This window comes from Streptomyces sp. NPDC002536 (assembly GCF_053594995.1).
The window spans coordinates 14,390-35,136 of record NZ_JBSFWU010000083.1; the positions used below are offsets into that span (position 1 = coordinate 14,390).

The following is a 20,747-nucleotide window of genomic DNA, read 5'->3' on the forward strand; positions in this document are numbered from 1 at the left end:
GGAACGGGTAGGCTGACCGCCGTGCGTTGCGAGAACCAAGCACGCACGACGCGCTGAGCGAGAATCAAGTCGGCGCACCCTCATGCTTTCGGGCAACCGGGCAGGTTCCGTCCCGGCTGGTGTTGAGGGAGTAAGACCTCTCGAGTCGCAGACCTGCGGGGCCTCCTGAGCCAGGAATCCCCCTGCTTCAACCGGGGGAGGGTTCAAAGCTGGTTCCTTGGAGTCGTCGTCACGGGCCAACCGCGGGGAAATGAAGGTCACTTCAGGCCCCCGCGACGTCTGTCGAGCACCGCCGCGACCGCCCGCAGGTCCGGCTGGCGCAGCACCTCCGGTGCGCGCAGGCGCACGCCCGTCTCCTGCTCGACGGTCTCCAGCAGCCGGGCCACGACGAGGGACGTGCCCCCGGCGTCGGTGAAGTTGTCCCGGAGCGTGGTGTCGGGACGGCCCAGCAGGTCGCGGACCGTGCGCAGGATCAGATGCTCGCTCCCGGACGCGCCGTCGTCGTCCGCGACCGTGACGACCGTCTCGGCAGGAGCCTCCTCCCGCTTGAGCAGTGCGGCCCGGTCCACCTTGCCGTTGGCGTCCAGCGGGAAGGCGTCCACGATCCGCACGGCCGACGGAACGGCCTGCTCGGGCAGCCAGGCCCGGACCGCGGCGAGCAGCCGGTCCGCGGCGGGTGCGGTGCCGGTGGCCGGGAGGACGTGGGCCACCAGCCGTGCGCGCCCGTCCGCGGACCGGGGGGCGGTGACCACCGCGCTGTGCACGGCGGGGTCCTGCTCGAACGCGGCCTCCACCTCGGCCGGTTCGATGCGCATGCCGCTGATCTTCACCTGGTCGTCGAGGCGGCCGAGGAACTCCAGCCGCCCGTCGGCGAGCATCCGCACCCGGTCGCCGGTCCGGTACAGGCGGTCCGTGCCGGCCGGGGACGCGTCCTCGGCCGGTGCGGTGAACCGCCGTGCGGTCAGCTCCGGGTCCAGGTAGCCGAGGGCCAGGCCGGTTCCGCCGATGTGCAGTTCGCCCTGTTCGCCGCGGGGCAGGACGCGGCCGGTCTCGTCGGTGACGACGACGGTGGCCCCCGGGACGGGCCTCCCGATCGGCGGGGCCGCGTCGGTGCTCACATCGCCGTCGGAGGCCCGCATGGCGTGCGTCGTGCTGATGACGGTGGCCTCGGCCGGACCGTAGGCGTTGTGCACGGTCGCGGTGACGTCGGGGCCCGGGCGGCGGCGCATCCGGTCGCCGCCGACGAACATATGACGCAGCTTCAGGCCCGTCGGCCAGGGGCGGTCGAGGAGCGGCTCGACCATCGGCGTGGCCGTGACGGCCACCGTGACGCCGGCCTCGCGCCACCATCCGGTGAGCAGGGCGGGGTCCCAGCGCACGGAGTCCGGCGCGGGCATCAGGGCGGCGCCGGAGGTCAGCCCGGCCCACAGCTCCAGCACGTGCGGGTCGAACGCGACACCGATCAGCAGGGACTGCCGGTCGCCGGGGGCCAGCGCGGTCTCGTGACGGAACCAGTCCAGCAGGGCGGCCAGGGCGGGTTCCGCGACGGCGACCGCCTTGGGCCTGCCGGTGGAACCCGAGGTCAGCACGGCGTACAGCGCCCCGGGCGGTGCGGGGCGGGCCCCCGGCGCGGGCGGCGCGAAGGCCGCGACGGCGGTGGCTGCCGCGTTCGCGCCCTCGCACGGCAGCGGCAGGGCGAGCTGCTCGGCCGCGCGGTGCCGGTCCGGCAGGACGTCCGGGTCGCCGATCAGGCAGACGACGCCGATGTCCTCGGTCACGGTCCCGATGCGGCGCTCTCCCGGGCGGGGCCCGAGGGGCAGGTAGACCGCGCCGATCCGGGCGAGGGCGACGGCGGTCACCACCAGCGCGGCCGACCGGTCCAGGCACACGCCGACGAGGTCGCCGGGGCGGACCCGCGTGCCCAGCACCCGCGCGGCCTCGTCGGCCGCCTCCGACAGCTGCCGGTAGTTCCAGCAGTGCGGCCCGTCGACGACCGCGGGGGCCTCGGGCGAGCGGCGCACCCACTCCTCGAAGCGGGACAGCACACCGGACGCGGCGCCGGTCGCGGGGAGGGGCGTGCCGTGGGCCACGCTCGGGACGAGGTCCTGCTGATCGGTCCTCAGGTCGGTCATCAGAACTCCTTCGAGGCGGTCGTGGCGGCGAGGGCGCGGGCCTGGTCGGCCAGCACGGGGTGGCGGAAGAGCGTGCGCAGCGGCGGCCGGCCGCCCAGGCGAGGCTCCAGCCAGGCCGCCAGCTGCGCGGCGAGCAGCGAATGCCCGCCGATGTGGAAGAAGTGCGAGGCCTCGTCGAAGCGGCCGTGTCCCAGCACCGCGCGCCAGCCCTCGGCGAGCAGGACCACCGCAGGATCGGCGGACCGTGCAGGATCCGCGGCAGGGGCGCTCTCCTCTGGCGTCGGCGGCGTCCGCTCCAGGCCCGCGGCCATGCGCCCCAGCGCCGCCCGGTCGGGCTTGCCCCCGGCCAGGGTGGGCATCTCCGCCAGTTGCACCCAGCAGCTGGGCACCAGGGCGCCGGGCAGCCGGCTGCTCAGTTCGGCGTGCAACGCCTGCTCGTTCCAGGCCTGTTCGCCGCCCGTGCCGCCGTCGAGGAAGCCGACCAGCCGGGGATCGCCCGGGGTGTCCCGGTCGAGGACGACGGCGCAGGACCGGCCGCCGAGCACCGCGGACGCCGCGGCCTCGACCTCCTCCAGCTCGATGCGGTGACCGCGCAGCTTGACCTGGTTGTCGCGGCGGCCCAGGAAGCGCAGCAGCCCGTCCCGGCCGCGGAAGCCCAAGTCGCCGGTGAGGTAGACCCGTTCGCCCCCGAGCGCGTCGATGCGTACGAACCGGGCCGCGGTGGCGTCGGGGTTGCCGACGTAGCCCTCGGCCAACCCGGCTCCGGCGATGGCCAGTTCGCCGACGGCCCCGTCCGGCAGCGGCCGCAGGTGTGCGTCCAGCACGTGGATGCGCTCGCCGGGCAGCTCGGTGCCCAGCGGGATCTCCGCGCCGTCCGTCAGGGCGTCACGGGTGATCTCGTGCACGGTGGAGGTGACGGCCGCCTCCGTCACACCGTAGGCGTTGAGCACCGTCGCATCGGTGTCGGCGAGGAAGCCGCGCAGGGCGTCCGCCGGGATGCGCTCGCCGCCGAGCACCAGCAGCCGCGGCGTCCAGCTCCGCTCGCGCAGCGGCGCCTGCAGCTCCTGGCGGGTGGCGAGGAAGTAGCTGGTGGGCAGGTTGGCGACCGAGACCTGCGCGGAGACCAGCAGCCCGGCCAGTTCGGTGCCGGTGGGCACCTCCCACTCCGGCACGACCAGGCAGGCGCCCGCGTACAGCGAGGGCAGCACTTCTTCGAGTGCCACGTCGAAGGACGGCTGCGCGAAGAGCAGCACCCGGTCGTCGGCCGTCAGCCCGAACCGTTCGGCCGTGCCGGTCAGATGGTTCTCCAGGGCCGCCCGGCCGACCGCGACCGGCTTGGGTATGCCGGTCGAACCGGAGGTGTGGATGATGTACGCACCCGGGACCGTGGCGCCCGGCCGGGCGGGCGGCAGCGCGGGGGCGTCGACCGCGGCCGCGGGCAGGTGCGGGGGAACGGGCGCGGCGGCTGCGGCGGAGGTGAGCACCAGCGCCGGGGACAGCCGGTCGAGCAGCAGCTCCAGCCGCGCGGGCGGATCGGACGGGGACAGCGGGCAGTACACCGCGCCGGTCCGCAGGCAGGCCAGCAGCGTCACCACGGTGTCCACGCCCCGGGGCAGCACCGCCGCGACCGGCCGGCCGGGCTGCACCCCGGCCGCCAGCATCCGCTCGGCGAGGGAGGAGACGCGTTCGTTCAACTCGCCGTAACTGATGTGGTGTTCGCCGATCAGCAGCGCGGTCCGGGACGGGTCGTGGGCGGCGGCAGGGTCGAGCGGATCGCGGTCCGCGGCGGCGGACCGCGCGGGTGCGACGGGCCGGGCCGCCGCGGGCGGCGGGGCCAGGCCGGCGAGGGCGGTGGCGGGGGCGTCCAGGTAGGCGCGCAGCAGGTCCAGGAACCGTGCGGCGAGCAGCTCGGCGACGTCCGCCCCGAACAGGTCGGCGTCGTAGTCCCAGACCAGCAGCATGCCCGGGACCCCGAACCGGGGGCCGACCCCGCGCCGGTCGTCCGGGATGAGCACGACGTCGAGGTCGAAGCGGGTGGTGCCGGTGTTGAACCCCTCGAACAGGGAGATCTCCAGGCCCGGCACCTCAATGTCGGGCAGCACGGCGTCGTGCGCACTGAACATCACGCTGAACAGCGGGTTGTCGGCCCCCGACGTGTGCAGGCCCAGCGCGCGGGTCAGCTCCTGCACCGGTATCTCCTGGTGCGGCAGGGCGCGGATGAGGGTGTCGGTCACCTCGTCCATCGCGTCCTCGGCCGGGGCCTCGGGATCCAGGCGCAGGCGCAGTGGAACGGTGTTGACGAACATGCCGACGGCGTCCTCGAAGCCGCGCGGCCGGTTGCCGACGGCGGTGCCGACCACCAGCTCGCTGCGGCCGCTGTGGCGTCGCAGCAGCTCGGCGAAGAGCCCGAGCAGCGCACCGAACGGCGTCAGCCCGCGCTCCCGGGCGTGGGCCCGCAGCCGTTCGGCGAGGTCCGCGCCGATCGACTGGCGCAGCTGCGCGCCCCGGTGCCGGCGCTGTGCGCCGGGCCGGGTCAGGCCGGGCAGCGGCATGTCGTACGAGGCGTCGCGCAGCTCCCGGGCCCAGTACTGCAGGCTCGCCCGCCGCTCCTCGGCCCGCACGCCGTCGGCCTGGGCGCGCACGTGGTCGGCGTAGGAGGAGGCGGGTGAGGGGGTGAACGTTTCGCCGCGGACATGGGCGCGGTAGGCGCCGAAGACGTCGCCCAGCAGGATCGCGAACGAGTGCCCGTCGTGGATCAGATGGTGTTCCACGTGCACGAGCCGGTGCTGCTGCTCGGACAGCCGGACCAGGGTCCAGCGCAGCAACGGCGCCCGGAACGTGTCCAGCGGGGCTTCGGCCTCGGCGCGCAGCAGCGCCTCGAACGCGGCCTCCGGGTCCGTTTCCCCGGACAGGTCCACGGTGCGCAGCCGCGGCTCGCAGCCGTCGGCGACCCGCTGTGCGGGCAACGCCCCCTCGGCGGGCACGAGTTCGAGCCGCAGTCCGGGGTGCCGGTCGAGTGCGGCGCGGAGCCCGTGGCGCAGGGCCTCGGTGTCGAGGGTGCCCCACAGGTCGAGTGCGGCGGTGAAGTTGTAGGCGCGGCTGCCCGGTTGCACCTGTTCGTGCAGCCAGACGATCTCCTGCGAGGAGGAGAGGGGGAGCATGGGCGATCCCTGGGGTAGTCGGGTCATCGAAGGTCCGGGCGGGGGGTGAGGCCCGGTGGTGGGGCCGGCGGGGCAGCGGGTCGCGCTGCCGGGCCGGCGGGGTGGCCGGTCAGGCCGGGACGGGGGAGTCCAACGCTCCCCGGAAGGCGGCGAACGCCTCCTCGGCGGTGCGGTCGTCGAGGACCGCACGGTCCCACGCCATCCGGAGGCGGAGCTCGGGCCCCTGGGTGACCGCGAGCGCGAAGGGGGCCGGGATCCGGCGCCCGTCGACGTGCACCTCGCGCCCCTCCACTCCGCCCAGGCACAGCGGGGGACGGCGCCGGACGTCGTCCACGGTCAGCATCCCGTCGAGGCGGCCGGACCACGGCGCCCCGGCCGACCGGGCGGCGTGCACCACTTCGTCGAACGGGGTGTCGGCGCGGTCCAGGTCGTCCCACCACGCCTCGGCCGTCGCGTCGGGCGCGAACGGGGCCGTGCCGGTGGCGGCAGGGAAGACCACGGTGTTGAGGAAGCAGCCGAGCACGGGCGGCGCGCCCGCCGGGCGTCCGCCCCACGGGTAGCCGACGGGGGAGACGGGCCCGGCCCCGAACAGCGCCCCGGCCGCGGCACGGCAGGCGTCGAGCAGCGCGGGGAACGGGGCGCCGCCCGCGGGCGCAGGCAGGAGCGCCTCGGCCGCGCCGGTGGGCAGTGCGCCCGCGGGGACGCTCGCGGGCCGGGGGAGCGGGGCCGATTCGCTCACGGTGCGCAGGCGTTGGCCCCAGTAGGCCAGCGCATCGGGTGCCGCCGCCCGGTGCTCGGCGTCGAGCTGGAGCAGCACCGTCTCGCGGTAGGCGGCCAGTTCCGCGGCCGCGGCGGAGGGCGGCACGTCGGCGGGGCCGCGGCCGTCGCGGTAGGCGGTGCCCAGTTCCTCGACGATGCGGGCGAGCGACTGGCCGTCGCAGACGGCGTGGTCGAGCACCACCGCGAGCACCTCCTCCGCGGTGGACGGGCCGCCCTGCGCCAAGTACAGCCGCAGCGGCGGGCCTTCGGCGGCCCAGCCGGCCAGTGCCCGGCGCAGCGCCGCGTGCACGTCCTCGCCGGGGGCGCAGCCGAGCAGTTCCAGGGGGATGTCCGGCTCGGCCGGGCGCAGGACGGGGGTGCCGCGGACGACGCCGGGGCGGGCGCGCAGCGCGGGGTGGAGGGCGGCGAGGTGGCACGCGGCCGAGCGGAGCCGCGCGGGGTCCACGGTGCCGCGGGGGAAGGCGAAGAACATCGGGACGACGTCCGCGCGTCCCGCGGAGTCGAGGGAGCGCACCAGGACGAAGCGGCGCTGGGCACCGGTGAGCGGCAGCAGCTCCGCCGACCGGTCGCCTGTGCCGAGGCGTCGGTAACGGGCCAGGTACTGGCTCGTGATGCTGGGGGACACGGGGGTCTTCTCTCCTGATCGTCTCGTGGTCGGGAATGGGGATCGGGAAATTCGGGAAACAGGGAGAGGGGCGATACGCGGCTGCGTCAGCCGGCGGCGACGGTCTCGCCGCGGTCCTCGTGCACCGGTGCGGGCAGGTCGCGCATCCGGCGCAGCGGCGAGAGCAGCAGGGGCAGGGGTACGAGGAGGAAACCTGCCGCGCAGAGCCACAGGGCGGCGCGTGCTCCGTACGCCCCTGCGATCGCGCCGCCGGCCAGGGCGCCGAGCGGGAGGGTGCCCCACATGAGGAAGCGCAGCGTGGCGTTCATGCGGCCGAGCAGTCGTGGCGGGCAGAGCAACTGACGGAAGCTCACCTGGGCCACGTTGTAGACGACGGCGCCGAAGAAGACCACGCCCGAGGCGAGGGCGAACAGCGCGGTGGTCCCCTTCCCGGACAGCGGCCACAGCAGTGCGAACGGCCCGGTGACCAGTGCGGACAGCCAGATGATGCGGGCCTGCCCGAACCGGCCCGCCAGCCTGCCCGCGCACAGTGCACCGGCGAGGCCGCCCACGGCGGAGACCGACAGCATCAGCCCGAGCGCGGCCGGTGCGAGGCCGGCCACGCGCACCAGGAAGACGGTCTGCGTGGCCATCAGCACCGCGGTGAAGAAGTTGCCCAGGGCGGTCGTGGCGGCGATGACCCGCAGCAGCGGGTGGCCGAGGACGAAGCGCAGGCCCTCCGCGATGTCTGCGCGCAGCGAGGCACCGGGCGCCGGTTCCGGCGTGCTCTCGGGGCGGCGGATGCCGAGGAGGAACAGGGCGGAGAGGGCGTAGCCGAGCGCGTTCGCCACGATCGCCAGATGGGCCCCGACGAGCTGCACCAGCCCGCCGCCGATCCCGGGGCCGGCGACCTGGGACGTCGAACGCACCGCCTCCAGCGCCCCGTTGCCCGCGACCAGCCGGTCCCGGGGCAGCAGCTGCGGCAGGTAGCTCTGGTGGGCCACGTCGAAGAAGACGGTCGCCACGCCGGTGACCAGTGCGACGGCGTACAGCTGGGCCATGGTCAGCACACCGGCGGCACCCGCCAGGGGAACGGTGGCCATGGCCAGGGCGCGTACGACGTCGGCACGGATCAGCAGCGGCAGCTTGCGCATGCGGTCGACCCATGCCCCTGCCGGCAGCCCGACGAGGAGGAACGCCGCGGTCTCGGCGGCGGTGAGCAGCCCCACCTGGAAGGCGGGCGCGTCGAGTTCGAGGACGGCCACGAGCGGCAGTGCGACCAGGGTGACCTGGGCGCCCGCCTGGCCGGCGGCGGCACCCGCGAGCAGGAAGCGGAACTCGCGCATGCGAAGCAGGCCGCCTGCGGCGACCCGGGGTAAGGGGGACATGGGGCAGACCCTGATCGTGGCTCGATCAGGAGTCAAAACACAAAGAACACTTTGAGTCGTTTCTTCCTGCCATTTGCCCCTTGAGCGCTAAATCTTTCACATGCGACGGGTTGGGGGTGGATGAACGGAAGATGCTGCGCCGAGCCGCGGGAATCCTTCCGCCCGCGGGCGGCGGGTGCTGCGGGTGGCGATATTCCGGCACATCCCATGGGTGGGCGTTTGTCCGAAAACCGTCAGCCGTCACCCCCTGTGCCGGATGTGCCCCACCGGCGCGTTTACGGACGAGCCGGAGACGGGCCGCGATGTCAGGTATCGCCTATATCCGAAATATTCGTGTAACAGTTCCCGGCTAGCGTCCGCGCCAAGGAGGGAGCACGCATGCACCACGGCACCAGCACCACCGACATACGCATCCGCCCGGCGGCACCCGCGGACCTGGCCGAGCTCACCGACATCTACAACCACTACGTGACCCACACCCCGGTCACCTTCGACATCGAACCCGTCGCAGCCGGACAGCGCCGCGCCTGGCTGGAGGCCCACCCCACCACCGGGCGCCACCGGCTGCTCGTCGCCGAGGAGGCGGAGCGGGTGCTCGGATACGTCTCCAGCAGCCCCCTGCGGCCCAAGCAGGCCTACGAGACATCGGTGGAGACCAGCATCTACCTGGCCCCCGGACACACCGGCCGCGGCCTCGGCGGCAAGCTCTACAGCGCACTCTTCGAGGCCCTGGCCGGCGAGGACGTCCACCGCGCCTACGCCGGCATCACCCAGCCCAACGAGGCCTCCGTGAAGCTGCACGAACGCTTCGGGTTCCGCCCGGCCGGCGTCCACCACCAGGTCGGCCGCAAATTCGGCACGTTCTGGGACGTCGCCTGGTTCGAGAAGCCGCTCGGCTGACGGCGGCTTCGCGGCTTCCGGGTGAACAACGCAGCCCCCCGGTGTCGCCGCCCGGCACCCGAGGAAGGCATCCGGGGACGCGGAGGCGGGTTGCGGAGGAGAACGCTGTGGACATGCCGGTGGTGACGATCTGCCAGGTCGGGGAATGCGCCTACAACCAGGAAGGCGCCTGTCACGCCCTGGCCATCACCGTCGGCGACGCCACGCACGCCGTGTGCGACACGTACTTCAGCCATCCGCAGAAAGGCGGCGACGCCGCGTCCACCGGCCGCGTCGGCGCCTGCAAGGTCTCCGGCTGCCGGCACAACGTCGACCTCGAATGTCAGGCCCCCGGCATCACGGTGGGCTCGGTATGGGCCACGGCCGACTGCCTCACGTACACCGCACGGTGACGCCGACCTGCGGTTTTCCGGGTGACCCGGGAAAATATTCGGACGACATCCGGCGGTTTCGCTGTTAGTTTCACGCCTTATGGAACCACTCGGCGACAACGCCATACGCGCCTCCTTCGTGAACTGCTCGAAGGGCGAGGCACGCAGGATCAACCTGCCGCGGGAGCTGGCCGAACTCCCCTGGAACGACCTCGACTTCCTGGGCTGGCGCGACCCGGGAGCCCCGGACCGCGGATACCTGGTGGCGCAGCGCGGCGAGCAGACCGTCGGCATCACACTGCGGGTGCCGCAGGGCGGCCCGCGCAGCTTCACCAAGACGACCATGTGCTCGTTCTGCATGACCGGCCACCCCGGCTCGGGTGTCTCCCTGCTGGCCGCCCGCAAGGTCGGCGCCTCCGGCCGTGAGGGCAATACGGTCGGCGCCTATATGTGCGCGGATCTGGCCTGTCCGCTGTATGTGCGCGGAAAGAAGCAGTCGGCGCTGGTGCACCGCTACAAGGAGAGCCTGTCGGTCGAGGAGCGACTCGCCCGCATGCAGGGCAACGTCGACGAATTCCTGGACAAGATCCTGCAGGGGTGACCGCGGGCCGCACGTGCAGAGGTCTTATGCCTCCGTGCCGATCAGCTCGCAGGCACGTCCCACCGCCGCCAGCGCCTCGGCCGCCCGGCCGGGATCGTCGGCGACGACGTCCAGCGCGGTGTCCGCGAACTTGATCACATGCTCGTCGCCGTGCGCCGCCGCCCGCTCGAACGCCTCCTCGGGCGTGGGCGGCGCGGCGGCCGGGGAGACGAGCGGCGAGCCGGGTGCGTACGCGGCCGTGACCACGGCACTGGCCTGCCAAGCAGCCGCATAACTGGGCGCCCACAGGTCGCGGGGGAGCGCGGGAAGCGTGCGCAGGACGGCGTTCGGCGCGGTGGCAGCGTGCACGAGCATGACCGGATTGCCGTGGGCGTGGTCCGCATACCGGTAGGTCGACTCCCGCACCAGCTCCGCGAGCAGGTCACGGGCGTCGTCGGGACCGGACGGCGCCTGCAGGGCGCCTGCCGCCGTGGGCCAGCCCGGTGTGGCGGAGAGCCGGGCGACGCGGTCGAGGATCCCGCCCTGCTGGTCGGGCACGGCCGGTACGGCCGCAAGGGCCTCGGCGGCACGGGCGGTTCCGGAGGGGACGGCAGCCGGGGTCAACGGCAGGTGGCGCGCCGCCCAGTAGCCGAGAGCGTGCCCCAGCTCGACGGTGCGCGATGCGCCGGCGCCGTCCGCGAGGAGGGTCCGCACGGCGTGCCCCACGCGGATCGCCGGGTGCGTGGCACCCGCCAGAATGCCGGGCAGCAGACGCGGCCACCACGTCGCCAGCACGTCCTGCCAGGGGTGCTCGCCCAACTGACCGGTGAAATAGGCGATCCAGTCACCGAGATGACGCGGATCGCCCAGCGCCCCGCGCCAGTTCTCCTCGTTCAGCAGGAGGCCGGTGCGCGGCGGCATGTCCTCCAGCTTGTGCCGGTAGCCGTCGATCCAGCCGTGGACGTCGGGCGCGTGCCCGTGCCGCGCGAGTGCCTCGATGGCCATGGGGGCGTGGTTGGAGAGCCGGCCCAGATGCTCGGGGCCGGTGCGGTGAAGCCGGTCCAGGGCCTCGTCGAGCGTGCCGTCCGCTGTCGCAGTCGTCTCTGATTTCCTCGGTTCCCTCATGGGAGCACGTTAGGCGCGCAATGCCCCTCCGGGTAACGGTCCTTGGACGTACATCGTGCGACCGGGACCAGGTCCGGCATGAGTGCTAGGGCCGGGTCAAGTTGACTTGGGTGTTCCGACGGGTGGTCGGGCAGCGCGGGGTTCTCTGGTCGCGGTCACGTGCCAGATGGTGAGGAGCAGCAGTGTGCCGGTTTCGGCGAGGAGGCTGAGGACGGCCTGTGGCTCGGGCTGCAGACCGTGCTCGGTGAATCCGAACACTCCTACGGTGCGCGAAGCGGCGAAGCCGCCGAGAGCGCCGAGTGCGACGCCTGCCGCAGCGGTCCTCATCAGCAGGGGCGGTATCCCGATCAGCAGCAGGACGGCGAGGGCGAAGGAAGTGCTGGCCTGGAGCAGGAACAGGGGGCCGATGACGTGGATGAAGCGGTACCCGTCGATGTAGAGCTGGGCGTGAATGTATCCGCCGGCGGCGAGGGTTGCCGCGGTCATCGACCGCAGGGTGGGGGCGAGGAATCTGTGGGTGTTCATGCCAGCCTCTGTTCCGTGACGGCCAGTTCGCGGTCGCCTCGGCGGTAGCCGACGCTGCGGATGCCGAGTGCCTCTTTGAGCTGCCGGGCGGGGACGACCTGCGGGGTGGGGGCGGGGGCTCGGCCCGGTTTGGGCAGGGGGTAGGCGGTGGTGGTGGCGGAGTGGAAGGTGATGTTGCCGTCTGTCTTGGTGAACAGCTGGTGGACGTGCCCGTTGAGACAGGTGACGGAGGAGAAGCGGCGCAGCAGGGCGATGACCTTGAGGGCGTCGTCGGTGCTCCAGCCCCACTTCGGGTACATGGCGAACAGCGGGATATGGCTGAAGACCACGACGGGGGTGTCCGACGACAGTCCGGCGAGGTCGTTGCGAACGAAGTCGATCTGGTCGGTGCCGAGGTGGCCGAGCTTCTCCAGGCTCAGGGTGTTGACCAGGGCGATGAAGTGCACGCCGTGGGTGTCGAAGCTGTACCAGCCGTCGCCGAGCGTGCCCATGCCGAAGGTCCGCCGGTAGGCGCGGCCTGCATCGCCGATGGAATCGTGCTCGCCCGGCACGGTGAAGACGCGGTCCGTCCTCATTCCGGCCATCATCTGCTTGACCTGGTCGAACTGCCCGGCCGTGGACAGGTGGGTCAGGTCGCCGCTGTGCATGACGAAATCAGGTCTGAATCCGAGCGAGTTGACCTGCTTGATCGCTTCGGCGAAGGAGCCGGCCACATCCGTGTTCGCCGGTCCCTGGAACCCGATATGGCTGTCGGAGACCTGCACGAACCGCAGCGCGCCGCTTCCCGCTGCGGTGGCCCCGGCGGTGGCGTCCCGGGGGCCGGCGATGTGGCTTATCACCTCTCCGCCGGCCACGGTCAGTATCACCGCGCCGCCGAACCACCCTGCATGTCGCATGAGTTGACGTCGCGTCATGCCGTGTTCGGTATCGGGCTGACCGGCGTCGGCCGCCTGGGGGCCGTCGTGACTGTCGTGGTACTCGGTCATTGGGTCACCTCCACGGTGGCGGTCATGAACGGATGGATCGTGCAGAGGTAGGCATAGGTGCCGGGCTTGGTGAACGTGTAGCTGTAGGTGGCATGGGTGGCCAGGGCGGCCGAATGCAACGGGCCGCCCGATCCGGCGCTGGTGACGGTGTGGGGGTCGGTGTCCTGATTGGTCCACGTCACGCTCGCGCCCACTTTGACCTTCAGTGTGGCGGGGGAGAACGCGAAGTTCTTGATCGCCACTGCGCTCCCGGTCACCGGCGCGGCCGGCGCGCCCGTGCTCGAGGGGCCCATGGGCATGCTCGTACCGGGCATCGGCGAGGCGCCGGGAGCGGAGTCCTTCGCCGGCCCCGTGGTGCCGGGCATCCCTGCCGTTTGGTGCTGCCCCGGACCGGGTGTGATGGCGTCGGCTCCGCCGGCCGAGGTATGCGACGACTGGCCGCATGAGCTGAGGAGCCCCACCGCGCCGGCAGTGGCGATGGCGGCGACAGCCAGCCCGGCCGCAGTGCGTGATCGCCGGCCTGGTGCGCGAACGTTCGGGCGGTACGCGGCAGTTCTCCCTGTGGGGAGCGGTGAGTGTGTGTCCGTCGCGTGGTGTGTCTCGGTCATCTCCGATCCCTCCTTCGTCGCATGGGGAACCGATGAGGAATTGCGCGTGAGTCGGCTCTTGTCCGGTTCCACGGACGACGGGAGTCCCACGGTTCGACAGATATGCGGTTTTTGTGAGACCTCTTGGCGTCGCAGCCCCCGCAAGGTCCGGCAGGGACATGCCACCCGCGGTGCACGCGGGGCGTCACCTGTGCCGTGCCCTGCGTTACGGGACAAAGCAGTACATATGCGCGATGATCGACTCATGCCCTGGAGCTCCCGAAAACGTGGCCCGAGGACCGATCCAAATCGCTCCGCGCGCCGTGTCTCTGGTAGGGGGACGCTTTCGACTGCAGACGAGGAACTGCTGCGCACTCTGTACGCGGAGCACGCAGGAGCCCTGTTCCACTACGTGCTGCGACTGACCTCGGGAGACTGGCAATGGGCGGAGGATGTGGTGCAGGAGACGCTGCTGCGGGCGTGGCAGCATCCCGCCGCGTTCGACCCCGCACGCGGCCCGGCTCGGGCATGGCTGTGCACGGTCGCCCGGCACCTGGTCATCGACGCCCACCGGGCCCGGCAGGCCAGACCGGCCGAGGCCGGCGGCGAGGCGCTTCAGCGGGCTGCCGAGCAGACGCCCGGCGAGGACCAGATCGAGCAGGCACTGCAGAGCTGGGTGGTTGCCGAGGCCGTCCGGTCGCTGTCCCCGGACCACCGCGCCGTCCTGCTGGAGACCTACTACCGGGGCCGGACCATGGCGGAGGCCGCGCAGGTGCTGGGCGTTCCGCTGGGCACCGTGAAGTCGCGGACGCACTACGCCCTGCACGCCCTGCGGCTGGCGCTGCAGGAACGGGGCATCGAGCCATGACCGTGACGGGCAGGAGGTGGCGACCATGAGTGCGGAGCACGACACTCTCCGGCTGGCGCTGGGGGGATACGTCCTGGGCACGCTGCCCCCGGCAGAAAGGGAACGGGTGCGCATCCACCTCACGGAATGCGCCGAGTGCCGGGCCGAACACACCCTGCTGGCGGGATTGCCCGCGCTGCTGGCGACGGTGACCGAAGCCGAAGCCTCGGGCCGGACGGTGCCTGCGGCCGACGGGGACCTGGCGGACCGGCTGGTGGCACGGGCAGCCGAAAGCGCGCAGGGCTCCCTGCCCGAACGGCCCGCCGTGCCCGCGGCGTCGAAGGCGCCGGCAGGCGGTGTACTGGAGGGGCTCCTCCAGCAGGCCGCGGCCCGGCGCCGCAGGACCTGGCGTCTGCAACTCGCCGGCGCGGCCGCCTCGCTGACACTCATCGCGGCAGCGGCCGGCGGCACATGGCTGGCGGCCGTCGGATCCGTGGGCAGTCAGGCGACGCCGCCCGGGCCGACCGCACCGACCGCCTGGCGCACCTTCTCCGGTAGCGATCCCACCACCGGCGTCACCGCCTCGGTGAAGGTCTCGCCCTCTGCCTGGGGCAGTGTCCTGGAGGTCTCCGCCAAGGGGGCACCCGCCGGAATCACCTGCCGGCTGCAGGCGGTCGGACCCGGCGGAGCCAGGGCGGACGGTGCCACCTGGCGGGCGGGCACGTACCCTCCCGGTACCACGGTCCCAGGGGCGGTCGCCATGTCCCCGGGAGCCATCGACCACTTCGAGATCCTCGCGGACAACGGCCAGAAGATGGTCACCATCACGGAGTAAGACGAGGTCAGGGCCGTCATGTCACTGGGCGGTCGTGCCGGTCGTGCGTCGACTGCGGGCCGTCGGTGGCCGGTCGCGCAGTTCCCCGCGCCCCTTCGGGGCGCCGTGGTGACCCTCGCACCGGTTCAGGTGAACCGGCTGCGTCCTCGGCCGACTTGATCCGGGTCACGACCGAGCCGAGCAAGAAGTCGGGCAGAAGAGGCGAAAACCTCGAACCGTTCGGCATGTGCCGCCCGTGGAACTGAATGAGCGCGCTCCTTCAGGATGCGGCCCACCGACAGCCCCCGAAGTTGCCGGTGACGGTCTCCCCGTTCCGCTCTCCGCACTTCCACAGAAGAGCCAGAACCATGTTTGTGACCGATTCCCCCAGCCCGAGTTCACTGCTCGGCCGGCCCTGCCGCCACGAGGCGCTGCTCACCCTGCCCGCGCAGGAGGCGCACGTCTCCGCCGCTCGTCACTTCGCGGACGATCTGCTGGAGACCTGGAGCGTGCCCGCAAGCGAGCGGGACTCCGCCGTTCTCATCGTTGACGAACTCGCCGCCAACGCCGCCCGGTACGGCCGCGAGCGCATGACCCTGCTGCTCGCCCTCGACGACGGCACTCTGCACATCGTGGTCACCGACTCCGGCACGGCAGTGGAGCGCCATCGCCCCGACATCGCCCCCGACGAACACGGCCGCGGCACCGGCATCGTCCAGTGCCTCGCCCAGTCGACCGAGGTCAACCAGACACGCAGCGGCCGCGAGGTCCGCGCCTGCCTCAGGTGCTCGCCATGACCGGGCCGGGCGTGCACGTCACCCCGAACAGCGATGAGGCAATCGGTGCCCCGCCCCCGCACGAGGCGTACGCGAATGCGCCGGACCTGCGCTGTGAGATGCACCAAGTGCTCGCTGCAGGGGCCGAACGCGACGGCCGCCAGGCCGGGCCCGTCACCGGCCCCCCGGCCGATGCGACGGCTGCCGAACGCGCCTGGCTGCTACGACGGGCCGCCCTCATGGACCGGATGGTCCTCGACGACCCCGGCCCCGGCCCGGTCGCGGCCGCCGCGGAAACCGCCGAGCAACTCGTCCGGCACGACCGCCGCCACCCCGACCTGGTGGCCGGCCCGCATCAGCCGGACGCGATCACGCTCGCCCCCGGCCACGGCCTCTACGTCCGCCAGGAGTACGCCGCCTGGACGGCTGCCGGGCGCCCCGGAATCTGAACGACCCTGATCCGAAGGAGTGGTGTGACGATGTTCCGCAATGCACTGGAACCCTGGCACCTGCTGATCCTGATCGCGGTGGTGGTTTTGATCTTCGGATCGAAGAAACTGCCCGACACGGCCCGGGCGTTGGGCAAGTCCATGCGGATCCTCAGGCGCGAGACCAGGGCCATGAAGGACGACGACGTCTCGAACGAGCCGCACCCCGAGCCCGAGCCCGAGCCCGAACCCGAACCCGAGGCTGAGGCTGCACCCGGACCGCGGACAACGGGACCGGCCACGGAGACCGAGCCCGGCCCTGCGCGGGGACGATCAAGTACTGACGCAGGCCGGTAGCCTCCGGTCTGCCGCACGAGACGAGGGCGTGGCGTGTCCCAGTCAGCCCGCAACAAGGAGAAGGATTCCGAGGGGCGGATGCCGCTCGCGGAGCACCTTCGTGAGCTCCGCAACCGGCTTGCCAAGGCCGTCCTTGCCATCCTGGTCGTCACGATCGCCGCGGCCTTCTCCTACAAGGGCATCATCAACTTCTTCACCGGACCGGTGCTGGACTCGGTCGGCTGCCCGACGTCCTTCGCCGATCTGGCCAGGCGGACCGCGGACACCACCTGTGCGCGGATCACGATCAACGGTCTGCTCGCGCCCTTCACCCTGGCGCTGAAGGTGTCCCTGATGGCCGGCGTCGTGCTGGCCTCGCCGGTATGGCTTTACCAGCTGTGGGCTTTCGTCGCCCCCGGCCTGCACAAGCACGAGCGGAAATATGCCTACGCGTTCGTCGGCGCGGGCGTCCCGCTGTTCTTCGGTGGCGCCTTCCTCGCCTACAAGGTGCTGCCCACGACTGCGAAGGTGCTGATCGACTTCACCCCGCACGGGGTGGACAACCTGCTGCCGCTGGACGATCTGCTCGACCTCGTCACCCGCATGGTGGTCGTCTTCGGCCTCTCCTTCGAAGTGCCGCTGCTGCTGGTGATGCTGAACCTCACCGGAGTGCTGTCCGGCCGGCGGATGCTCGGCCGGTGGCGCGGCATGGTCATGGGGATCGCGGTCTTCTCGGCTGTGGCGACGCCGAGCACGGACCCGCTGACCATGCTGGCGCTGGCCGCGCCGATCTGGGCGCTCTATTTCTCCGCCGTCGTCTTTTCGCTTCTCCATGACCGACGCAAGGCTCGTAGAGAGGCAGAGGAGCACGCGAACCGAGGAGAGTGTGCGCTGTAGCGCAATGCTCGGGCCAGCTGCACCCGATATGCCGGGTACAGCTGGCCCTTGGCCACAGCCGTGCGGCGCGTTGACGCTGCACGGCTGCGGGCGGTCAGATGTGTTGTGCCACGAAGTCGGCGACCTGCGTGCCGAGTTGCTGGCCTGCGCGGTTGTCGATGGAGGTGTGCTGGCCGGACCATATCCGGCTGAGCCACGCCTCGGTGGCGGCGCGTTGGAGGCTGGTGAAGGTTCGGGTGACGCCCTTCGATGTCACCGTGAGGTGGTGCTGCGCACCGTAGAACCCGGTGAGCGTCGTTGCCGCCGCCTGGCTGAGAGCGCCGTGGGCGGCGGGGTAGGACGGATCCGGGGCGGTCGGCAGCAGGGGGGTCCAGTCGGCATCGCCGTCGATGCGCGGGTTGTAGTGCGTACCACCGAGCCGGATGGCGGTCACGGGCCGCCATACGCGGTAGGCGTACTTGGCGTCGTACATCGCGATTGCGGTGTCGGCGAGGGACAGGTCGAGCCGGGCGAAGACCTTCACCGACTCCTCCAGGCTTGCGTGCTGGGAGGTGACGAGGTCCTGCGCGATCTGATTCCAGACGTTCCAGACGGGCGCTGCTGCCCAGAACTTCCCGGCTGCGGTCTGATCGGCAGTGCGGGTGGTGCTGGTCCTGCTTCCCAGGCTCTTGACCTCATTCAGGGCTGTGGCGTATTCGGCGGTGCTGACGGCCGGCGGCGGCGCCGGGCGGAACTGGCTTCCCTCGGTCAGCACGAACGGCTTGACCGAGGCCCAGTTGGTGAACACCGGTGCGGGGAAGTCGGGCGGTGTGGGCCGGTAGCCGCCGGCCACGTTGCCGGGACTGAACGGCGGCGGCTTGGCCGAGGACCCGTCATGGGATCTCAGGCTCATCAGCCGGCGGGCGACCTCGGCTCCCACGCCCGTGCCCGCCTGCTTGCCGGGGCCGTCGGGAATCGCGGACAACTGGCTGCTCAGCCGCCGGTCCACGCTTGCGCGCATGGCCGGGTACAGGGCCATCAGCACATCGTGGGCCGCTTGGTCCGCTGCGGCGTCCGCACGGGCGCCTCGCGGCGCCGACACCGAGAACAGGTAGGCAGGGCCGGCCCGGGTGACCGACACCACCGCGTCGTACTCGGCGGCCTGAAGGAGCGCGAAGCTGCGCGTGGGATGGATGGTGGGCGGTTGGGCCTTCGGATCGCTCAGGACGGTGATGAGTTCACGGTTCCACTCCACGACCGACATCCCGGAGGGCCGGGTGACGGTGCGAGGGGCTGGGGTGTGAGCGTGAGCAGGCGTGGTGGCGTTGGGCCCGAAGCCCATGCCAGTGAGTCCGGCTGCCAGCGCAGTTCCGGTCAGTGCAGCGAGTATCTTGTGCTTTCCGTTCATTGCTGTAGTTCCTGTGGTGGGTGGTGGGGCAACCAGTGGCCATGCACTTCGACCACGGTCAGTGGCACCACTGAACGAGAGGCCGTGAAGCAGTTCTGTCCGGTTCCGTCTGCCCAGTAGTGGCGCTTGTTCCTTTTCACGGACGGTGGACGCTGTACGGTTCGGAAGATTTGCACCTTTTGCGGTGTCTCTTCGTGGGTGGGTTGTGCCTGTCGGCGACAACTGGTCGGTGTTGCAGCTGCGTTGACGCCCGGGTGTGGTCGCACAGTCCTGGCCGGAGCGCTAAACGCAATCCATTTGCTTTAAGTCGCCGCAGGTCCTACAGTCGCCTAACGCAAAGCCTTAGCTTTTGTTGTGCGAGGGCTTCCCCGCCGCTCCAGCTGATCAGGAGACAGATCCGTGTCCGCCGATGAACTCACTCCGCCGGAGGCGGCCCGCTGGGCCGCCCGTGCCGGACTCCCGCTGCCGGCCGACCGTCACGACGCGGTCGCGGCCACCGCCGGCCACATCCATTCCGTCGTCGCCGTCCTGCGGGAACTCGACTTCGGGGACACCCCGCCCGCCTTCGCCTACCGCGCGTGAGAGGAGAAGCACCATGCAGCCGTTCGAACTGTCTCTGACCGCAGCCGCTGACGCGATCCGGGCACGGCAGCTGTCCCCCGTCGAGCTGGTGGACTCCGTGCTCGACCGCATCGAGAAGGTGGAACCGCACCTTCAGGCCTACGTCGCCGTCACGGCCGAGCAGGCCCGCCGGGAAGCCCGCGAGGCCGCGGACGATGCCGCGGCCGGCCGACTGCGGAGTCCGCTGCACGGCATCCCCATGGGGCTGAAGGACTTGATCGACGTCGCCGGTGCGGCGACGTCGGCCAGCTCCGGGGTTCGCGCGGGCCACCGCGCAGAGGCCGACAGCACCGTCGCCGCGCGCCTGTCGGCAGCCGGTGCGGTCCTGCTGGGCAAGACCCACACCCATGAGTTCGCCTACGGTCTGACCACCCCGCAGACCAGCAACGCCTGGAACGGCGACCGGGTCGCGGGCGGCTCCAGCGGAGGGTCCGCCGTCGCCGTCGCCGCGGGCGCCGCTACCTTCAGCCTGGGCACCGACACCGGCGGATCCATCCGGGTGCCCGCCGCGCTCAACGGGGTTGTCGGCCTCAAGCCGACCTACGGCCTCGTCCCCCGCACGGGCATCACGTCACTGTCCTGGTCGCTGGACCACGCCGGCCCGATCACCAGGACCGTGGAGGACGCGGGCCTGGTCCTGTCCGTCCTCGCCGGCCACGACCCCCGCGATCCCGCCTCGTTGGTCGCGCCCCGGGCGGACTACCGGCCCGGGACGGGTGCGGACCTGACCGGACTGCGCGTCGGCGTGCCGCGCAACTACTACTTCGACCACGTCGATGCAGAGGTGGAAGCCGCCGTGCGGCACGCCATCGACCAGTTGCAGGTCCTCGGCGCACAGCTCGTCGAGGTGGAGATTCCGATGACGCGCTACATCAGGCCCACCCAGTGGGGCCTGATGGTGCCGGAGGCCACCGCCTACCACGAGCAGACCCTGCGCACGGTTCCCGAGCTGTACCAGGCGGACGTCCGCATCCTCCTTGAGGCCGGTCAACTCATGCCCGCCGGGGACTACTTGCGCGCCCAACGCTCCCGCACCCTCATGCAGCAGGCCTGGGCCCGCCTGCTGGACGAGGTCGACGTCATCGCCGCCCCCACGGTCCCGGCCACCGCGGTGGCAGCCGACGAGGAGGTGATCACCTGGCCCGACGGCACGGTCGAGGGCGTCTCCGACGCATACGTACGCCTCTGCGCCCCGGCCAACATCACCGGCGTGCCGTCCCTGTCCGTCCCGGTCGGCCTCGACACGGCGGGCCTGCCGATAGGCATGCAGCTCCTCGGCCGCCCCCTCGGGGAAAGCACGCTGCTGAGGGTCGGTCACGCCTACGAGCAGACCCAGCCGGTCCGCGAACTCGCGCCGGTGGCCTGAGCGAGAGCGTGGGCCCGGGCGGGCAGTGCGGGTGCGCCCCGTCAGGGGCGCGGGGCTGTTGACATATGCGGCTCCGCCGCGTGGGCGCGACCGGCGCCCCGTCAGGGGCGCGGGGAACTGCGCGACAAGCCAGATC

The 20,747-nt window shown here is 71.9% G+C and carries 20 protein-coding genes; 11 read left to right on the top strand and 9 right to left on the bottom strand.

Annotated elements, in window-relative coordinates; all coding sequences use genetic code 11:
• Positions 1-257: 257 nt before the first annotated feature.
• The 4 genes from ACWD4B_RS25915 to ACWD4B_RS25930 all read right to left on the bottom strand — a co-directional run bounded on the left by ACWD4B_RS25915 (position 258) and on the right by ACWD4B_RS25930 (position 8,065).
• Positions 258-2,132 (bottom strand): non-ribosomal peptide synthetase, encoded by a 1,875-nt coding sequence (locus ACWD4B_RS25915; protein WP_451423007.1) that lies wholly within the window; start codon positions 2,130-2,132, stop codon positions 258-260.
• A complete protein-coding gene (locus ACWD4B_RS25920) occupies positions 2,132-5,293 on the bottom strand; it encodes a non-ribosomal peptide synthetase (protein WP_451423008.1) in 3,162 nt (1,053 codons plus the stop codon). The genes ACWD4B_RS25915 and ACWD4B_RS25920 overlap by 1 nt, the downstream gene beginning before the upstream one ends.
• Before the next feature lie 109 nt (positions 5,294-5,402).
• Positions 5,403-6,698 (bottom strand): non-ribosomal peptide synthetase, encoded by a 1,296-nt coding sequence (locus tag ACWD4B_RS25925; RefSeq protein WP_451423009.1) that lies wholly within the window; start codon positions 6,696-6,698, stop codon positions 5,403-5,405.
• A gap of 86 nt (positions 6,699-6,784) precedes the next feature.
• The gene (locus ACWD4B_RS25930) at positions 6,785-8,065 is read right to left on the bottom strand and encodes an MFS transporter (protein WP_451423010.1); all 1,281 of its coding nucleotides are present in this window, start codon (positions 8,063-8,065) and stop codon (positions 6,785-6,787) included.
• Between the two features lie 378 nt (positions 8,066-8,443).
• On the opposite strand from ACWD4B_RS25930, the gene ACWD4B_RS25935 reads away from it, so the two are divergent.
• From ACWD4B_RS25935 to ACWD4B_RS25945, 3 genes are all read left to right on the top strand, one after another.
• Positions 8,444-8,965 carry an N-acetyltransferase family protein gene (locus ACWD4B_RS25935; RefSeq protein ID WP_451423011.1) on the top strand — a complete coding sequence of 174 codons (522 nt, stop codon included), beginning with the start codon at positions 8,444-8,446 and terminating at the stop codon, positions 8,963-8,965.
• 113 nt (positions 8,966-9,078) lie between these two features.
• A complete protein-coding gene (locus ACWD4B_RS25940) occupies positions 9,079-9,357 on the top strand; it encodes a DUF1540 domain-containing protein (RefSeq protein ID WP_414170859.1) in 279 nt (92 codons plus the stop codon).
• 79 nt (positions 9,358-9,436) lie between these two features.
• Complete coding sequence (locus ACWD4B_RS25945) at positions 9,437-9,937, top strand: FBP domain-containing protein (RefSeq protein ID WP_451423012.1); 501 nt, start codon at positions 9,437-9,439, stop codon at positions 9,935-9,937.
• Positions 9,938-9,961: 24 nt separating this feature from the next.
• Here the strand turns inward: ACWD4B_RS25945 and ACWD4B_RS25950 are convergent, their stop codons facing one another.
• From ACWD4B_RS25950 to ACWD4B_RS25965, 4 genes are all read right to left on the bottom strand, one after another.
• Complete coding sequence (locus ACWD4B_RS25950; RefSeq protein ID WP_451423013.1) at positions 9,962-11,041, bottom strand: questin oxidase family protein; 1,080 nt, start codon at positions 11,039-11,041, stop codon at positions 9,962-9,964.
• 96 nt (positions 11,042-11,137) lie between these two features.
• Complete coding sequence (locus ACWD4B_RS25955) at positions 11,138-11,566, bottom strand: hypothetical protein (protein ID WP_451423014.1); 429 nt, start codon at positions 11,564-11,566, stop codon at positions 11,138-11,140.
• Positions 11,563-12,552: a metallophosphoesterase family protein gene (locus ACWD4B_RS25960; RefSeq protein WP_451423015.1), complete on the bottom strand. Its 990-nt coding sequence runs from the start codon at positions 12,550-12,552 to the stop codon at positions 11,563-11,565. The genes ACWD4B_RS25955 and ACWD4B_RS25960 overlap by 4 nt, the downstream gene beginning before the upstream one ends.
• Positions 12,549-12,917 (bottom strand): plastocyanin/azurin family copper-binding protein, encoded by a 369-nt coding sequence (locus ACWD4B_RS25965; protein WP_451423016.1) that lies wholly within the window; start codon positions 12,915-12,917, stop codon positions 12,549-12,551. The genes ACWD4B_RS25960 and ACWD4B_RS25965 overlap by 4 nt, the downstream gene beginning before the upstream one ends.
• Positions 12,918-13,404: 487 nt before the next feature.
• Here ACWD4B_RS25965 and ACWD4B_RS25970 point away from each other — a divergent pair, with 487 nt between their 5' ends.
• From ACWD4B_RS25970 to tatC, 6 genes are all read left to right on the top strand, one after another.
• A complete protein-coding gene (locus tag ACWD4B_RS25970) occupies positions 13,405-14,007 on the top strand; it encodes a sigma-70 family RNA polymerase sigma factor (RefSeq protein WP_336413813.1) in 603 nt (200 codons plus the stop codon).
• A 25-nt stretch (positions 14,008-14,032) separates the two neighbouring features.
• Positions 14,033-14,821, top strand: coding sequence for a zf-HC2 domain-containing protein (locus tag ACWD4B_RS25975; RefSeq protein ID WP_451423017.1), 789 nt, complete (start codon positions 14,033-14,035; stop codon positions 14,819-14,821).
• Between the two features lie 347 nt (positions 14,822-15,168).
• Positions 15,169-15,597, top strand: coding sequence for an ATP-binding protein (locus tag ACWD4B_RS25980; RefSeq protein ID WP_451423018.1), 429 nt, complete (start codon positions 15,169-15,171; stop codon positions 15,595-15,597).
• Entirely contained in the window at positions 15,594-16,025 is a 432-nt protein-coding gene (locus ACWD4B_RS25985) for a hypothetical protein (RefSeq protein WP_451423019.1), read from the top strand. The genes ACWD4B_RS25980 and ACWD4B_RS25985 overlap by 4 nt, the downstream gene beginning before the upstream one ends.
• A gap of 30 nt (positions 16,026-16,055) precedes the next feature.
• Positions 16,056-16,361, top strand: coding sequence for a Sec-independent protein translocase subunit TatA (gene tatA, locus ACWD4B_RS25990; RefSeq protein ID WP_451423020.1), 306 nt, complete (start codon positions 16,056-16,058; stop codon positions 16,359-16,361).
• A gap of 33 nt (positions 16,362-16,394) precedes the next feature.
• Positions 16,395-17,237 (top strand): twin-arginine translocase subunit TatC, encoded by an 843-nt coding sequence (tatC, locus tag ACWD4B_RS25995; RefSeq protein WP_451423021.1) that lies wholly within the window; start codon positions 16,395-16,397, stop codon positions 17,235-17,237.
• A gap of 94 nt (positions 17,238-17,331) precedes the next feature.
• Here tatC and ACWD4B_RS26000 read toward each other — a convergent pair whose 3' ends face one another.
• Positions 17,332-18,624, bottom strand: coding sequence for a vanadium-dependent haloperoxidase (locus tag ACWD4B_RS26000; protein WP_451423022.1), 1,293 nt, complete (start codon positions 18,622-18,624; stop codon positions 17,332-17,334).
• Between the two features lie 399 nt (positions 18,625-19,023).
• On the opposite strand from ACWD4B_RS26000, the gene ACWD4B_RS26005 reads away from it, so the two are divergent.
• Positions 19,024-19,206 (top strand): hypothetical protein, encoded by a 183-nt coding sequence (locus ACWD4B_RS26005; protein WP_451423023.1) that lies wholly within the window; start codon positions 19,024-19,026, stop codon positions 19,204-19,206.
• A gap of 13 nt (positions 19,207-19,219) precedes the next feature.
• A complete protein-coding gene (locus ACWD4B_RS26010) occupies positions 19,220-20,611 on the top strand; it encodes an amidase (RefSeq protein ID WP_451423024.1) in 1,392 nt (463 codons plus the stop codon).
• Positions 20,612-20,747: the final 136 nt, after the last annotated feature.

Coding starts and splice junctions, on each gene's coding strand:
- ACWD4B_RS25915 (WP_451423007.1), bottom strand. CDS start 2,132: ATGACCGACCTGAGGACCGATCAGCAGGACCTCGTCCCGAGCGTGGCC.
- ACWD4B_RS25960 (WP_451423015.1), bottom strand. CDS start 12,552: ATGACCGAGTACCACGACAGTCACGACGGCCCCCAGGCGGCCGACGCC.
- ACWD4B_RS25945 (WP_451423012.1), top strand. CDS start 9,437: ATGGAACCACTCGGCGACAACGCCATACGCGCCTCCTTCGTGAACTGC.
- ACWD4B_RS25920 (WP_451423008.1), bottom strand. CDS start 5,293: ATGCTCCCCCTCTCCTCCTCGCAGGAGATCGTCTGGCTGCACGAACAG.
- tatA (WP_451423020.1), top strand. CDS start 16,056: ATGTTCCGCAATGCACTGGAACCCTGGCACCTGCTGATCCTGATCGCG.
- ACWD4B_RS25930 (WP_451423010.1), bottom strand. CDS start 8,065: ATGTCCCCCTTACCCCGGGTCGCCGCAGGCGGCCTGCTTCGCATGCGC.
- ACWD4B_RS25955 (WP_451423014.1), bottom strand. CDS start 11,566: ATGAACACCCACAGATTCCTCGCCCCCACCCTGCGGTCGATGACCGCG.
- ACWD4B_RS25980 (WP_451423018.1), top strand. CDS start 15,169: ATGTTTGTGACCGATTCCCCCAGCCCGAGTTCACTGCTCGGCCGGCCC.
- ACWD4B_RS25935 (WP_451423011.1), top strand. CDS start 8,444: ATGCACCACGGCACCAGCACCACCGACATACGCATCCGCCCGGCGGCA.
- ACWD4B_RS25975 (WP_451423017.1), top strand. CDS start 14,033: ATGAGTGCGGAGCACGACACTCTCCGGCTGGCGCTGGGGGGATACGTC.
- ACWD4B_RS25970 (WP_336413813.1), top strand. CDS start 13,405: ATGCCCTGGAGCTCCCGAAAACGTGGCCCGAGGACCGATCCAAATCGC.
- ACWD4B_RS26000 (WP_451423022.1), bottom strand. CDS start 18,624: ATGAACGGAAAGCACAAGATACTCGCTGCACTGACCGGAACTGCGCTG.
- ACWD4B_RS25940 (WP_414170859.1), top strand. CDS start 9,079: ATGCCGGTGGTGACGATCTGCCAGGTCGGGGAATGCGCCTACAACCAG.
- ACWD4B_RS26010 (WP_451423024.1), top strand. CDS start 19,220: ATGCAGCCGTTCGAACTGTCTCTGACCGCAGCCGCTGACGCGATCCGG.
- ACWD4B_RS25985 (WP_451423019.1), top strand. CDS start 15,594: ATGACCGGGCCGGGCGTGCACGTCACCCCGAACAGCGATGAGGCAATC.
- ACWD4B_RS25965 (WP_451423016.1), bottom strand. CDS start 12,917: ATGCCCGGCACCACGGGGCCGGCGAAGGACTCCGCTCCCGGCGCCTCG.
- ACWD4B_RS25950 (WP_451423013.1), bottom strand. CDS start 11,041: ATGAGGGAACCGAGGAAATCAGAGACGACTGCGACAGCGGACGGCACG.